This is a genomic window from Bradyrhizobium sp. LMTR 3 (assembly GCF_001693485.1).
In the GTDB taxonomy this organism is placed as follows: Bacteria; Pseudomonadota; Alphaproteobacteria; order Rhizobiales; family Xanthobacteraceae; genus Bradyrhizobium.
Window position 1 is genome coordinate 85,055 of record NZ_MAXC01000002.1, and the last position, 13,237, is coordinate 98,291.

The 13,237-nt window shown below is 62.3% G+C and carries 14 protein-coding genes; 8 read left to right on the forward strand and 6 right to left on the reverse strand.

What is annotated here, in order from left to right:
• Positions 1–5 precede the first annotated feature (5 nt).
• Positions 6–1,301 (reverse strand): ABC transporter substrate-binding protein, encoded by a 1,296-nt coding sequence (locus LMTR3_RS01995; RefSeq protein ID WP_245319701.1) that lies wholly within the window; start codon positions 1,299–1,301, stop codon positions 6–8.
• 124 nt (positions 1,302–1,425) lie between these two features.
• Here LMTR3_RS01995 and LMTR3_RS02000 point away from each other — a divergent pair, with 124 nt between their 5' ends.
• Both LMTR3_RS02000 and LMTR3_RS02005 read left to right on the forward strand, forming a co-directional pair.
• Complete coding sequence (locus tag LMTR3_RS02000; RefSeq protein WP_065743432.1) at positions 1,426–2,262, forward strand: MurR/RpiR family transcriptional regulator; 837 nt, start codon at positions 1,426–1,428, stop codon at positions 2,260–2,262.
• 28 nt (positions 2,263–2,290) lie between these two features.
• Positions 2,291–3,115, forward strand: a complete 825-nt coding sequence (locus LMTR3_RS02005) for an SDR family NAD(P)-dependent oxidoreductase (RefSeq protein WP_065743433.1) — start codon at positions 2,291–2,293, stop codon at positions 3,113–3,115.
• Between the two features lie 35 nt (positions 3,116–3,150).
• Here LMTR3_RS02005 and ald read toward each other — a convergent pair whose 3' ends face one another.
• A complete protein-coding gene (gene ald, locus LMTR3_RS02010; RefSeq protein ID WP_065743434.1) occupies positions 3,151–4,266 on the reverse strand; it encodes an alanine dehydrogenase in 1,116 nt (371 codons plus the stop codon).
• 145 nt (positions 4,267–4,411) lie between these two features.
• On the opposite strand from ald, the gene LMTR3_RS02015 reads away from it, so the two are divergent.
• Together LMTR3_RS02015 and LMTR3_RS39025 are read left to right on the forward strand one after the other, a co-directional pair.
• A complete protein-coding gene (locus LMTR3_RS02015; RefSeq protein ID WP_065743618.1) occupies positions 4,412–4,885 on the forward strand; it encodes an Lrp/AsnC family transcriptional regulator in 474 nt (157 codons plus the stop codon).
• 219 nt (positions 4,886–5,104) lie between these two features.
• Positions 5,105–5,293, forward strand: a complete 189-nt coding sequence (locus LMTR3_RS39025) for a hypothetical protein (protein ID WP_084029364.1) — start codon at positions 5,105–5,107, stop codon at positions 5,291–5,293.
• Positions 5,294–5,611: 318 nt separating this feature from the next.
• Here LMTR3_RS39025 and LMTR3_RS02020 read toward each other — a convergent pair whose 3' ends face one another.
• Entirely contained in the window at positions 5,612–6,076 is a 465-nt protein-coding gene (locus LMTR3_RS02020) for a YbhB/YbcL family Raf kinase inhibitor-like protein (protein WP_065743435.1), read from the reverse strand.
• A 339-nt stretch (positions 6,077–6,415) separates the two neighbouring features.
• Between LMTR3_RS02020 and LMTR3_RS39960 the strand changes: the two genes are divergently transcribed.
• Complete coding sequence (locus LMTR3_RS39960; RefSeq protein WP_349643787.1) at positions 6,416–7,750, forward strand: phosphoribosyltransferase family protein; 1,335 nt, start codon at positions 6,416–6,418, stop codon at positions 7,748–7,750.
• Between the two features lie 60 nt (positions 7,751–7,810).
• On the opposite strand, the gene greA is transcribed toward LMTR3_RS39960, so the two are convergent.
• On the reverse strand, positions 7,811–8,317 hold the full coding sequence (gene greA, locus LMTR3_RS02030; protein WP_065743436.1) for a transcription elongation factor GreA: 507 nt from the start codon (positions 8,315–8,317) through the stop codon (positions 7,811–7,813).
• Positions 8,318–8,613: 296 nt separating this feature from the next.
• Here greA and pdxR point away from each other — a divergent pair, with 296 nt between their 5' ends.
• Positions 8,614–10,086: a MocR-like pyridoxine biosynthesis transcription factor PdxR gene (gene pdxR, locus LMTR3_RS02035; RefSeq protein WP_065743437.1), complete on the forward strand. Its 1,473-nt coding sequence runs from the start codon at positions 8,614–8,616 to the stop codon at positions 10,084–10,086.
• 24 nt (positions 10,087–10,110) lie between these two features.
• Here the strand turns inward: pdxR and LMTR3_RS02040 are convergent, their stop codons facing one another.
• Positions 10,111–11,163 (reverse strand): methyltransferase, encoded by a 1,053-nt coding sequence (locus tag LMTR3_RS02040; RefSeq protein WP_210184669.1) that lies wholly within the window; start codon positions 11,161–11,163, stop codon positions 10,111–10,113.
• Positions 11,164–11,703: 540 nt separating this feature from the next.
• On the opposite strand from LMTR3_RS02040, the gene LMTR3_RS36035 reads away from it, so the two are divergent.
• Positions 11,704–11,937, forward strand: coding sequence for a DUF1127 domain-containing protein (locus LMTR3_RS36035; protein ID WP_084029366.1), 234 nt, complete (start codon positions 11,704–11,706; stop codon positions 11,935–11,937).
• Positions 11,934–12,470: a LysE family transporter gene (locus LMTR3_RS02045; protein ID WP_065743438.1), complete on the forward strand. Its 537-nt coding sequence runs from the start codon at positions 11,934–11,936 to the stop codon at positions 12,468–12,470. The genes LMTR3_RS36035 and LMTR3_RS02045 overlap by 4 nt, the downstream gene beginning before the upstream one ends.
• 278 nt (positions 12,471–12,748) lie before the next feature.
• Here LMTR3_RS02045 and LMTR3_RS02050 read toward each other — a convergent pair whose 3' ends face one another.
• Positions 12,749–13,198, reverse strand: coding sequence for a hypothetical protein (locus LMTR3_RS02050; protein ID WP_065743439.1), 450 nt, complete (start codon positions 13,196–13,198; stop codon positions 12,749–12,751).
• Positions 13,199–13,237 lie beyond the last annotated feature (39 nt).

Consider the following 13,237-nt stretch of genomic DNA (forward strand, 5'->3'; position numbering starts at 1 on the left):
TGAACTCAGGAATCAACCGTAGGAACCTGCTCGTAGGGGACCAGCTTGCACTTGGCCTGCGCATCGGTATCGGCCACAGCCTTTGGCTCGGTCCAACTGATGATTTCGTACAGATCGGTCTTGTCCGCAGGCTTGGGATTGCGCCGCGCCAGATAGATCGTCTGCTGCATCTGGTGCGTTACCGGATCCATATAGGCATCGAAATGCTGCATGCGGTCAGTCGCCGAGACCTTCAGATTCTCAAGCTCCTTGATGATCTTGACGTTGTTGGTCGAGCCTGCGCGCTCGATCGCACGCAGCAATTCCCGTGTGGCCATGTAGCCGTTGTAGGAAACATTGCCGGGCACCGGAATCGAGCCCTCCTTGTTGGTGGCCTGCCATTTCTTGACGAAATCAGCGACGCCAGGCAGCGCCAGCTTGTGATACCAGGTGGTGCCGAACACGCCGAACAGGCTGTCGGGCGAGCCCCAGACGTCCGGCCAGTCCTGCTGGTTGTTGATCCAGGCAGGTTTACCGTCGAGCTTGAGCTGGGCGACCTGCTCGCGCAGTGCCTTGATGTCGTCGCCGCCGACCGCGGTCGCCACGACATCCGGCTTCGCCTGCTGGATCTTCAAGAGGTAGGCCGTGAAGTCGCGGGTGTTCTGCGGCACCAGCAGATTGTCGACGATCTTGCCGCCGGCGCCTTCGACCTGCGCTTTCGTCGCCGCCGAGGTGGTGTGGCCCCACACATAATCATTGGTGAGCAGCATCCAGTTCTTGCCGATCGAGTTGACGGCGTTCGCGACCGAGGCTTTGGAGAAATTGGTGCCGTTGCCGTCCCAGACGAACTTGATGCGGGAGCAGTTCTCGCCCGCCTCGCTGGGTGCGGACGAATTCGTGTTCAGGTAGATGACGCCATTCTTGGCAGCGACCTGGGTGATGGCATTGGCGACGCCTGAATGCACCGCGCCGATCAGGATAGTGCAGTCTTCTCTTGTGATGAACCGCTCGGCGAGGCGGCTGCCGGTGGCCGGCGTTGTTTCGGTATCCGCCGTGATCCAGGTGATCTTGCGGCCGAGCACGCCGCCTTTGGCGTTGGCCTCGTCGATCGCCATCTGGATTCCGCGCAAATCGTCCTGCCCGCTGTTGCCGTATTGACCACTGGCGTCGCAGGTCAGGCCGAGCTTGATCGGCTTGGCGGCGCCTTGCGCCCAGACACGGTTTTCCTTCCACGGTCCGAAGTAGCTCGCCGTGCCGGCAAGGGCGCTGGCCATCAGGCTGCCCTGCAAAACGCTTCGCCGCGAGATCTCACGCTGTTTCATGGCTCCCTCCCGAGCAGGCTTGTTTTCTTGTTGCGGCACCTAGAATGAACGTTCTATTATCCCCTGTAAAGTGGAATATTTGAACCGGTCGGCAGAACGGCCGCGATGGGATAGAGCTGACGCCATGGACAAACCTGCCGGCACGGCGATGAGTTATGACGAACTGCGCGGCGCGATTGCCCAGCGGCATCGCGCTTTATCCGGCCGCCTGCAGCAGATCGCCGAATTCGTCCTGGATCATCCGACCGACGTCGCGTTGGGCACGGTGGCGGAGATCGCCGAGCGTTCCGGCGTGCCTCCCTCGGCCATCGTTCGCTTCGCTCATGCTCTGGGCTTTGGCGGCTTCACCCAGATGCAGCAGGTGTTTCGAACGCGCCTCGTGGCCGGCGTGGCGCCAAGCTACAAGGCGCGGCTGGCGCGCATGAAGAGCGAGGAAAAATCGGTCCTCGGCCGCAAACCAGCGGCAGTACTGGGCCGCTTCGTCGCGGAAGCCCAATCGAGCCTGGTGACGTTGAGCCAGTCGGCCCATGAACGGCAACTCGAAGCCGCCATCATGATATTGGCGAAGGCGCGCGATATTTATCTGCTGGGCCTCGGCGGCTCGTTTCCCGTAGCAACGCATCTGGCTTATGTGCTGCGGAAACTCGGGCGGCGCGTGGTGTTGCTGGACGGCACCGGCGGCAGCATCCACGAACAATCGCATCCGGCCACTTCCGAAGACGCGCTGGTCGCGATCAGCTTCCGCAACTACTACCCTGACACGGCGCGGCTATTTCCCGAACTAGTGGCGCGCAACGTGCCGGCGATCTCCATCACCGACAGTCTGCTGAGCCCGATCGTTGAGGGCGCCTCGGTCGTGTTCGAAATCCAGGACATGCCGGAGCCGGCGCTGCGCACTCTGGTCGCGCCGATGTGCCTTGTGCAGGCGCTCGCGATCGGCCTCGATCTCGCCGCAGACTGACATTTCGGGAAAATCAGGAGAGAACGTCATGGCATCACAGGACGACGCGCGGTCGCTGAAGGGCAAGGTTGCGCTGGTCACCGGCGCTGGCCGCGGGCTAGGCCGCGCGTTCGCCGAACGGCTGGCGGCCATGGGGGCCGATGTCGCCATCCATGGCATGCGCGAACACGGCCCAGCCGAATATGGCGAAGGATCGACGCTGACGGCGGTCGCGGAAGCGGTGGCCGCGGCGCATGGGGTACGCACCACCCGCGTACTCGGCGACCTTACGCAAGGCGCCGACATCGCGCGTGTCGTCGAGACCACGACGAAGCAACTGGGGCCGATCGACATTCTCGTTCACAATGCCGGCGGCGACATTGCGGCCAAAGGCGGCAAGCCCGATCCGAACGACGCCGTCGGCATTCGCGAAGAGGATGTTCGCGCGGTGCTCGATCGCAACCTGCTCTCAACCATCCTGACCTGCCAGGCGGTGGCCAAGGAAATGATGCCGCGGCGTCAGGGCCGCATCGTCACCATCGGTTCCGTCGCAGCCTTCAAGGGCCGCACAAACGGCTCGATCTATGCGGTTGCGAAAGCCGGCATGACGCATTACACGCGCTGCCTCGCCGATCAGCTCCGATCCTATGACATCACGGTGAACTGCATCGCCCCCGGCGACACCCGCACCGGCCGCTTCATGGGCACGCGCGCGGTGGATCAGAACCGGATGGTGGAAGGCGGCACGCTCGATCGCATCGCGACCGTCGACGAAGTCGCGCGCGTCGTCGAAGTGTTCGCAGGTCCGCTGGGCGCGTTCGTCTCAGGCCAGGTACTGCGCGTGGACGGCGGAGGACAGTGCTGGGCGGCGTGAAGGCGGGCCAAGAATCTTCGTAAGGCGAGTCGGCGTCACGCCGCCAAAATCATTTCGGGTGCCGCTGCAGGCAAATTCTGGCTGTCGGCGACCGCGCGATTGGTGATCTGTCCGCGGTGCACGTTGAGTCCAGCGCGCAGATGCGGATCCTCAATCAGCGCGCGGATGCCCTTTTCAGCCAGAGCAAGGCCGAACGGCAGCGTGGCATTGTTGAGCGCATGGCTCGACGTCACCGGCACCGCGCCCGGCATGTTGGCGACGCAATAGTGCACGATCTCGTCGACGAGATAGGTCGGCGCCTGATGGGTCGTCGGCCGCGACGTCTCGAAGCAGCCGCCCTGGTCGATCGCAACGTCGACCAGTACGGCACGGTATTTCATGCGGCCGAGATGCGCGCGCGAGACGAGCTTCGGCGCGCTGGCGCCCGGCACCAGCACGGCGCCGATCACGACATCGGCCGCAATGACTTCCTCTTCGATCGCTTCCAGCGTTGCATAGCGTGTGCGCACGCGCCCCAGGAACATCTCGTCGAGAGCACGAAGGCGCGGCAGCGAGCTGTCCAGGATAACGATGTCGGCGCCGAGCCCTGCGGCCATCCGCGCGGCATGCGTGCCGACCACGCCACCGCCGATCACCGCGATCCTGCTTGGCACCACGCCGGGCACCCCGCCGATCAGCTTGCCCATTCCGTCCGCCGATTTCCGCAAGGCAGCGCCCGCCGCCTCGATCGCCAACCGTCCCGCCACTTCGCTCATCGGCGCAAGCAAGGGAAGCCCTCCATGGGCGTCGGTCACCGTCTCGTACGCAATCGCCGTGCAGCCGGATGCCAGAAGCCCCTTGGTCTGCGCCGCATCCGGCGCAAGATGCAAATAGGTAAAGAGGATCTGATTGTCGTGAAGCTGGCGCCATTCGCTCGGCTGCGGCTCCTTGACCTTGACCACCATATCAGCGGTCGCGAAGATTTCCGCGGCCGTATCCACAATTGCAGCGCCAGCCGAACGGTAGACCTCATCACTTGCGCCAATGCCGATCCCGGCGCCCTGCTCGACGATCACGTCGTGTCCCCGCGTCACATACTCCCGCACCGAAGCCGGCGTCAGACCGACGCGATATTCCTCGACCTTGATTTCCTTGGGCACACCGATCCGCATGGGCTTGCTCCTGCATCCGAGGCCATCTCTGGCTGCAGATAAAAGTACTGCTGAGTCGGCAGCGCTTCTCGGCGAATTGCGGCTTGCTGGGAGCGATCTACGCATATATTCTGCACGATAGCCCTATTGATTAGTGATTTACAGCGTGAATGAACTGGATCGCATTGATTATCGGATTTTGACCGAGCTCCTCGCGGACGCCCGAGCGAGCCAGACCGAGCTCGCCGAAAAGGTCGGACTGTCGCCGACAGCCTGCGCGCGCCGCATCCGCCAACTCGAGGAAGGTGGGATTATCAGGGGCTATCGCGCCGATCTCGAGCCGACTGCGCTCGGGCTCGTCACGACCGTCGTCGTCACCATCACGCTGGAAAAACAGAGCGAGGATTACCTGGCCGCATTCGAAGCCGCGATCGCCCGCTGTCCGGATGTCGTGTCCTGTCACTTGATGTCGGGCAGTGACGACTATCACTTGCAGGTCATCGCACGCGACATCGCGGACTTCGAGCGCATCCACAAGCAACATCTTTCCCGGATGCCCGGGGTGGCGCGCATCCACTCGAGCTTTGCGATGCGCGAGGTGGTGCGCAGGGCCATCCCCGAGACGGCATTGCGACGCTAGCCTCTTCGATCAGCTCGACACCATCGGCGCATCCAGCCTACAACGCATGGATACGACGGCGAAGCGCCAGTCGTTTTCAGCATCGTCCGGTGACCGGCGTGTTGCGTCCCGATGCTGCCGACCAGACCGAACGCGACTTGACAGGACGCTAATCCATCGTATGTTACGTTATAACATAACTACCCACAAACCAATGATGCCTTCCGATGGGGACCCTGCATGGGCGAAGTCATTCGATTTGTTTCGAAGCCGGAGCTTGAGCGGGCTCGCTTAATTCGAGAGGCCCGCGCGATATACGACAGCATATTCCCGCCGACCGATGCGGTCAGCGAGCATCCGGATGCTCGCCTCAGCCAAGGGACGCAATCGTGCAGGAAAGGCTTGCTCCGGGCGGTACCGGTGCGCTGACCAGCGGCGACTCGATCGCGAGCGGCATTCTGCTCGCAGCTTCATCTAGTGCATGCGGTTCTCGACAGGCTTGCCCTTGAGGCCGTCGTGCGAGTGCCTGAGATCGAGCGTTGGCTTGGGTTGCTCCCTGAGGCACTCCGGCTGAGGATTGCAGGAGCGTTCGCGTCACTGAGCCTGTGGACCGACGGCTCAAGCCACACAGTCCAAGCCACGGAGCAGCAAGTCTACCGATGCAAACAGAAGGAACAGAGTGCCGAGCGGGAGCGGGCATGCCACAGGCGCACCCGACACCCGCTCGTTCCATGCAGCGCGTCGCCGCTATCTGCGGTATGTCCCGACGAGTTCAGCCTGGCCGATCGTGTGCTTCTCTGCTGCTTTCCAGATGTCGACTATCGGCATGCTGGGCGAACGCGATAGCTCGTCGACATCCAAAGCCGCCAGCTTGAAGTGATAGTGATGCGTACCATGACCCTTGGGCGGCGCGGGCCCGCCATAGCCTAGCTCGCCGAAATCGTTCACGCCTTTGCCGAGACGCTCCGTCTTTGGCCCGTGACCGATGGCTTCCGGCAACATCGTCCGCTCACCCATGATGTTGTAGATGCCCCAATGCCGAAACGTGCCGGACGGTGCATCCGGATCCTCGACGATGAGGGCGAAGCTCTTCGTACCGGGCGGGGGATCCGACCATTGAAGCGGCGGAGACACATTCTGCCCGTCGGAAGTGTATTTGACCGGAATCGGCTGGTCGTCGTCGAATGCAGGACTCGTCAACTTGAACACCATATGCAGACTCCCGTGCTCATGGAATGCGAAAGGTCGCAGCGGCGGGCTCGCTCGGTTCTCCGGGGTGCAACGATGCACCTTGCCGGTCGATTCCGCCGATACGAAGGAACGTCGGACCGGCGCTTGAGTTGCTTCAACGAGGCACGCTGATCGGTGTTTCCCGCGCTCGCTCAGCACGATCCCTGCAAGCTGCGCGTCGGTACGCCGATGCTGGACTATCTAGGGAAGCCGGCGCATGGCCCTTTCACCGGAAGCCGAACAAGTTCGCGAGAGGACTAATCGCGAGCTGACACGAGCCGTAGCGGGCGCGGCAGATACCTATCCCTTTGGGTTCTGATCATGGCGAGTGCACGGGAACAGCTCAGCGAAGTCATGATCGGTCCGCACCACCTTGCGGGCATTCTGGGCATGCCTCACGATGCGGCCGGCATCGTGATTTTTGCGCATGGCAGCGGTAGCGGCCGTCTAAGCCCACGCAACAACCAGGTCGCAGCGGCTCTCCGTGAGGCCGGGTTTGCCACGCTGCTGCTTGATCTCCTCAGCCCGGAGGAGGAGCGCGACCGTGGCAACGTATTCGACATCCCGCTGTTGGCATCACGGCTTGCAGACGCCGCAGACTGGACCCGCAACAGGCCGGAGCTCGCGAAGTTTCCGATTGGCTATTTCGGCGCAAGCACCGGTGCGGCGGCCGCGCTGGTCGCGGCTGCCGACCGACAAAACGTCGCTGCGGTGGTTTCGCGCGGCGGTCGCCCGGATTTGGCCGGCAATGCGCTGCACGCCGTCAGGGCGCCGACGCTGCTGATCGTCGGCGGAGCCGACCTGCCGGTGATTCCGCTCAACCGTTCGGCTTTTGCGGAGCTCTCGTGCGAGAAGGACCTCGTGATCGTGCCGAAGGCGACGCATTTGTTCGAAGAACCCGGCGCGCTCGAGCAGGTGACGCAATATGCCACGCGCTGGTTCCGCCAATTCCTGGCGTCGCCCCTCTCCGAAGAGGTGATCGACGCCGATACGGTTTTCGCCGACCGGCGAGACGCCGGACGTCGGCTGGCGTCGGCGCTCATGAAGTTCAGGGACAAGGACGCGGTCGTGCTTGCGCTGCCGCGCGGCGGCGTTCCTGTTGCATTCGAAATTGCGCAAGCGCTGCACGCCCCGCTCGACGTGGCGCTCGTGCGCAAGATCGGCGCGCCGGGTCATGAGGAGCTCGGGCTCGGTGCGGTCGTCGATGGCGCCCATCCGCAGGTCGTGCTCAATGAGGACATCGTTCGCGAGATCCAGCCGGGCGCAGCCTACCTGGAAGCCGAGATTGCCCGCCAGCTTGCCGAAATCGAACGTCGACGGCGCCTTTACCGCGAGGGTGATCCACCGCCAGAGATTGCCGGCCGTACGACCATTGTCGTCGACGACGGCATCGCCACCGGCGGAAGCGTGAAAGCCGTGCTGAGAGCGCTCGCAAGGGCGAAGCCGGGCCGTCTCGTTCTTGCGGTGCCGGTCGCGCCACGCGATTCGCTCGACGAGCTGAGCGCGGAGGCAGACGAGATCATTTGTCTCAAGAGTCCCGATCCGTTCTTTGCGGTCGGCATGCACTACAGGGATTTCGGCCAGACTTCGGATCAGGAAGTTACCGAGCTGTTGCATCGTTCAAAGGCCAGCACCCCGAACCAGGCGCGCGCGTGACGATCGCGATAGCAATATCCGATGCGATACCGTGCCCGACCCGAAGATCGAGCCGCCGTCTCACACCTGCTCGCGCCTTTTTCGCTTTGTCTCAAACCACTCCACTTGTCGGACCCCGAAAGCCTTGCCGCCGCCTGGCGTCTCGACAGCCACGGTTTCCCCTTTGCTCTTTCCGATTAACGCCCTGGCGATCGGTGAAGTTATCGAAATCTTCCCCTTGCTCGCATCGGCTTCCGGTTCGCCCACGAGCTGCCAGACCCGCTTCTCGCCGGTGTCCTCATCAATCAGCGTCACCGTGGCGCCAAACTTGATGGTATTGCCGGAAAGCTTGGATACGTCGACGATATCGGCACGCGCGAGTTTGTCTTCCAACTCGGCAATTCGAGCGTCGTTGACACTTTGCTCTGCAAGCGCAACCTGATACTCCGAATTCTCAACCAGATTTGGATCGTCGGCGATCGCCTGCTGAATTCGCTGAACAAGATCGGGCCGCTCGACGCGGATGCGGTGCCTCAGTTCATCTGCAAGGGCAGCGTAGCCCGCGGCCGTCATGGGAAATTTTGTCATCGCGACTCTTATACTGAGTTAATCGACGAAACATGCATTCAGACGTTCACGCCGCGCGCCACCAGCGGTCGCACACGTCCGCCCCGCGGTGGGGAACGCCGCGCGAGGACACGGGTTCCAATTCTAGTGAGATTGCCGGTTCCCCCTTGAAGAGATGGCCGCCGCGGCGCCTCGCCCGCCGCGCGGCTCTGACAGTCCGTGAATGCTCGCTTGCGGAACCTGCGGAGCGGTATGATGGAACGTTCACCTATATGTAGGGTTGCCGGTCCAATGCGAAGGAAAGAGGGCTCAGGACTGTGGCCTTTCATGTCAGTCTTGTTGGTCGAAGTGACCTCAGCGGAGAAATCTACCGTCAGATCCGACAGGCAATTCTGGACGGGCGCCTTCGGCCTGGGGAGCGGCTGTCTCCCACGCGGGAACTAGCCGCCGCGCTGACGGTTGCGCGATCGACGGTGACGATTGCGTATGAAAGCCTTCTCGCGGAAGGATTCGCGACATCCCATCCGGGCGCCGGGACGTTCGTCAGCCATCACCTTGAGGCAAAACGTCCGGCATCGAACACAAGACGATCGACGGTCCGCGCAATTCGGGTGCGTGAAGTTTGGGAGACGATAGCGCCTCCGATAGGCTTTGACCACGCGGCGCGTTTCGACTTCAGAACCGGGCTTCCGGACGCTTCGCTGTTTCCACACCGAGCCTGGCGGCGGGTCGTCGCCCATGCGCTGCGCTCGCGCGAGATGGCGGCAGGCGTCTACGAGAATCCTGCGGGCACTTCGGACCTGCGCGCGGCGATCGCTCGCCACATCGGCATCTCACGCAGCGTTTCCGCATCGCCCGACGACGTCATCGTGACCAATGGCACCCAACAGGCGGTCGATATCGTCGCTCGCGTGCTTCTCGGGCCCGGTGATGTCGTTGCGATGGAGGATCCGGGCTATCGACCTTTAAAGGAGTTGCTCAAGGCGCTGGGCGCGCGCGTGATCGGTGTGCCGGTCGACCGCGAAGGACTCGCCGTGGAGGCGCTGCCGGCCGAGGCCAGGGTGGTCTACGTGACGCCGTCGCATCAGTTTCCCCTCGGCGTGGCAATGAGCCTGTCGCGTCGACGTGCGCTGCTTGCCTGGGCCGAGCGCAACAACGCGGTTGTCGTCGAGGACGACTATGACAGCGAGTTTCGCTTCGGCGGACGTCCGCTCGAGCCGCTTCAGACCATCGATTCGACCGGTCGCGTTGTGTATGTCGGCACGTTCTCAAAAACGTTGCTGCCGGCTCTCCGGCTGGCCTTCATGGTCGTGCCGCCGTCACTGCGAGAGGCGGCGCACAAGGCGAAATTCGTCACCGATTGGCATACAGCGACAATAGCGCAGAGCGCGCTGGCGCAGTTCATCGACGAGGGCACGTTTGCGCGCCACATTCGCAGGGTGAGCCGCATCTATAGCGAACGGCATGAGATGCTGACCGCGGGGATCAAGAGGGACTTCGGCGATTGCCTCGACCTCGTTCCATCGAGCACCGGGCTGCACATCACCGCTTGCGCGCGAGGTGCGTCCGTTGATCATATCGATGCGATTGTATCACGAGCCTTTGATCTCGGCGTTGCCGTTGGTACGATGTCGCGCTGGCAGGTGGACAGAAAGCCTCCGACCGGCATAGTCCTGGGATATGGGCCGATCGCGACGGCGCGGATTGCCGAAGGGCTGAGGCGGCTGCGCAGATGCTTCGATGAACGTATGTCTCGACGCCCGAACCATGTTGAGCATAGAATTATGTAGAACCACCGACCTGCGGCTTCTTACTTATGGTTTGCGGCCGATCACGACGCCGTTCGCGGCGGGTGCTTCGAACCAGACCGTCTCGATGTGCCGGAATCCGGCTTCCTCCAGCCACGCCGAATATTCGGCCGGCGTGTAGTTTCGTCCTTCCGTCTCGATCAACATGTTGAGGCTCATCAGCGCGGCCGGCGCTGGTCCGGTCTTTTCGTCATTGACGAGAAGCTCGCTGATGACGACTGCGCCGCCGCTCGGCAAAGCCTCGAAGGACCGGCGCAGCAGGGCGCGGTTCTTCGCGTCGTCCCAATCGTGCAGGATCATCGACAGGAGATGCACGTCGTGATCTTTCGGAAGCTGCTCGAAGAAGCTGCCGCCTGCCGTCTCGATCCGGTCGGTCAAACCGGCCTCGGCAATCTTTCCCGCCGCGATCGCGGCCACATGCGGCAAGTCAAACACGGTCGCACGCAGCACCCCATACTGTTTGCAAAGCTCGATGTCGTACGCGCCCGATCCGCCGCCGATGTCCAGGAGGCGGCGGAAATGACTGAGATCCACGGCTTCGCCGAGCTTGCGCGCAGTCATCGTGGAGATCGAATGCATCGCCTCCCAAAACAGCGCCAGCATCATCGGATCCTCGCCGTCGAAGATCGAGGATTGCGCCGCCGGGTCCCACGTGGTTGGCCGGTTCGTGCGCAGCGCTTCGGTGAGCCTGCCCCAGCCGGGATAGAGCCGCTTGTCGAGCATCTGCACAAAGCCGCCGAAGTAATACGGCTTGCCCTTCACGAGATAGGCTTCGCTTAAGGGCGTGTTGCGATAGCGGCCGCCGGTTTTCTCCAGGAGCCCGAGTGCAGCGCAGCCGGTCAACAGCATCTCGGCGGGGCGTTGATGCAGGCCGAGCGCACCCGCCAGCTCCGCAACCGTGGTGCCGGCGCCGCCCGCAAGGCGGCTGAAGAGGTCCAACTCGTGCGCAGCGGCCAGAGTCTTGAAGGCCCAGAAACCGGTCGAAAGCGCCATCAGCGGGACGGCGGAAGGAAGCTCCGCCGCGATCGCTGTGCGCCTTGCACGGATTTTCGTTTCCATGATCTTCTCCCGCAAATTGATTCGACGACACGCACATCGTCAAAGAGCGCCGTTGCAGGGTGATTTCGCGGCCAAGAAATTCGGTTACATCTGAAATCATGGGCTCCTACGCGGCCTTCGCATCGTAGGAGAACATGAGGCCTGTCAGAAGTGCCAATTCATACATTTGCGGGCAGACCAATTTCGTTTACTCCGCCTGAATTGGACTGATTGATTATCCGCAGATTGGACCTTCCGTCATACCGCTTCGCTTTCTAATTCATACCGCTTCGCTTTCTAATGTTGGGGCCCGCTGACGCGCGCTGCGTCAGATAGATGCGCCGATATTGACCAGACGGCGAGCTACGCGGAACGCGATGCGACCGTGCGCGAGTACGCCCGCCACGACGATGGCCGCTCGCATTGAAACCGCAAGCACACCCTGACCGCCCACGATAGCTCGTCATCGCACGAAGGCGTGAGAGGTGAACGAGCTCACACGCCGGCAACGTGGATGCCGCTAGTCATCCGCGCAACTTCTTCGTATCGGGAGGACTCACCATGTCCGTTATTGTCAATACGCTCACGAGTTGGAAAGAAGCGGCGAGCGGAAGCGCTGCATCCAGCAATCGTCGACCTGGATGGGGACTACGGTTTCTACACTGGTGTGCCGAGTGTTCGGAGCGGTCGCGGCAGCGACAAGCCTTGGCGGAGCTCGATGACCATTTTCTCAAGGACATCGGCAAGACGCGGCAAGAGGCCATGACCGAAGCAGCCAAGCCATTCTGGAAATGACGTCGTTCATCGCGCACTTGCTGCCGGCGGTGGCGCTGGGCTTGTGCGTCGCCATCCCGTTCGGCCCGATTGGCTTGATGTGCGTGCAGCGGACGCTGGCATTCGGAATCTGGATTGGGGTCGCGAGCGGCATGGGTGCGGCAACGGCACACGCGATGTTCAGTTGCCTGGCCGTGGCGAGCGGGACCGTGTTGACGCAGATGACGCTCGCCCTGCACACGCCGCTGCGCATCACGGGAGGGATCGTGCTGGTCTTGATGGGCCTCAGAACCATTCTCGTGTCCACGGGCGCGGCGCACGGCTCGACATGCGGAGATCCGACATGCGCAGATTTGCTTTCGGCCTATACATCGACCCTGTTGATCGCCGCCGCCAACCCGATGACGATACTGCCGTACCTGGGCTTCACGTCCGCGCTGGAAACCGGCAAGCCGCTGATCATGGAACGCGCGCTGGCGATGCCCATCGGTGTGATGCTCGGCAGTGCATCCTGGTATCTCTTCCTCGTCCTCAGCACGAACACCCTGTTTTGAAGCTTGCAGAAAGCCGCGCTGGATCGGTTCAACAGGCTCACCGGGATCCTCCTGATGGCCCTGGGAGCTTCGCTATGCACCCGCATCATCTGACGGCAAAGGCCACTGGTCCGCTCGATTGCCATTGAGATCGATGCGGGAGGAGGTGGAGCTCCCAACTACGAAATATCGAAAACAACCCCATGCAAAGTAGCAATAGCCGCCGATTTCGCGAGAGCACCGAAGACCAGGACCGGCGGCTGCGCAAGGCCGTACGATCGGCTCAATTGCCGGCAAACTCAAACTGCCCGCTCTTCCGGGGGAGCGACGAGCGATGTTTGTGCTGCCGCCTCCAACGGCTCCTTGTCGGGTTTGTATTGTGCGGGAAGCTGCAGCACGGTTGCCGTTTGACCGGGGCGCAGCCGTGTAAGAGGCACGATCCTGCCGTTCGCAAACTCGAGCGCGTCGTGGTGCCTGTCGCTCAGTTCCTGATTGATCTGCCTGAAGCGCGCGAGCCGCGCCCCAATGCTGCCGAACCGCATGTCTGGGAATAGCTCCGCGAACGGATGATCACTGACTGCGTCTTCGCTGAACACAAGCTCAGTACCCGGCGAGAGGCACACGGCAATTCCTGGCTCTCCGACCGCGGAGAAGCCGCGTGTCACGGTATTGGGAAATTTGCTCGTTATCAGCAATTCTCCCGATCTTGCAGCACGTGATTCGACGCAGTGCAGGCTGTAGTCGCACATTGAACCGCTCCCTTTTTGCATGTCTGTCCCTGGTGTGGA

Bases quoted from the DNA above. Each gene is read 5' to 3' on its own strand.
- LMTR3_RS39960 (WP_349643787.1), top strand. From the start codon at position 6,416: ATGGCGAGTGCACGGGAACAGCTCAGCGAAGTCATGATCGGTCCGCAC.
- LMTR3_RS02005 (WP_065743433.1), top strand. From the start codon at position 2,291: ATGGCATCACAGGACGACGCGCGGTCGCTGAAGGGCAAGGTTGCGCTG.
- LMTR3_RS01995 (WP_245319701.1), bottom strand. From the start codon at position 1,301: ATGAAACAGCGTGAGATCTCGCGGCGAAGCGTTTTGCAGGGCAGCCTG.
- LMTR3_RS02020 (WP_065743435.1), bottom strand. From the start codon at position 6,076: ATGGTGTTCAAGTTGACGAGTCCTGCATTCGACGACGACCAGCCGATT.
- LMTR3_RS36035 (WP_084029366.1), top strand. From the start codon at position 11,704: ATGTCCGTTATTGTCAATACGCTCACGAGTTGGAAAGAAGCGGCGAGC.
- LMTR3_RS02000 (WP_065743432.1), top strand. From the start codon at position 1,426: ATGGACAAACCTGCCGGCACGGCGATGAGTTATGACGAACTGCGCGGC.
- ald (WP_065743434.1), bottom strand. From the start codon at position 4,266: ATGCGGATCGGTGTGCCCAAGGAAATCAAGGTCGAGGAATATCGCGTC.
- LMTR3_RS02050 (WP_065743439.1), bottom strand. From the start codon at position 13,198: ATGTGCGACTACAGCCTGCACTGCGTCGAATCACGTGCTGCAAGATCG.
- LMTR3_RS02045 (WP_065743438.1), top strand. From the start codon at position 11,934: ATGACGTCGTTCATCGCGCACTTGCTGCCGGCGGTGGCGCTGGGCTTG.
- LMTR3_RS39025 (WP_084029364.1), top strand. From the start codon at position 5,105: ATGGGCGAAGTCATTCGATTTGTTTCGAAGCCGGAGCTTGAGCGGGCT.
- greA (WP_065743436.1), bottom strand. From the start codon at position 8,317: ATGACAAAATTTCCCATGACGGCCGCGGGCTACGCTGCCCTTGCAGAT.
- LMTR3_RS02040 (WP_210184669.1), bottom strand. From the start codon at position 11,163: ATGGAAACGAAAATCCGTGCAAGGCGCACAGCGATCGCGGCGGAGCTT.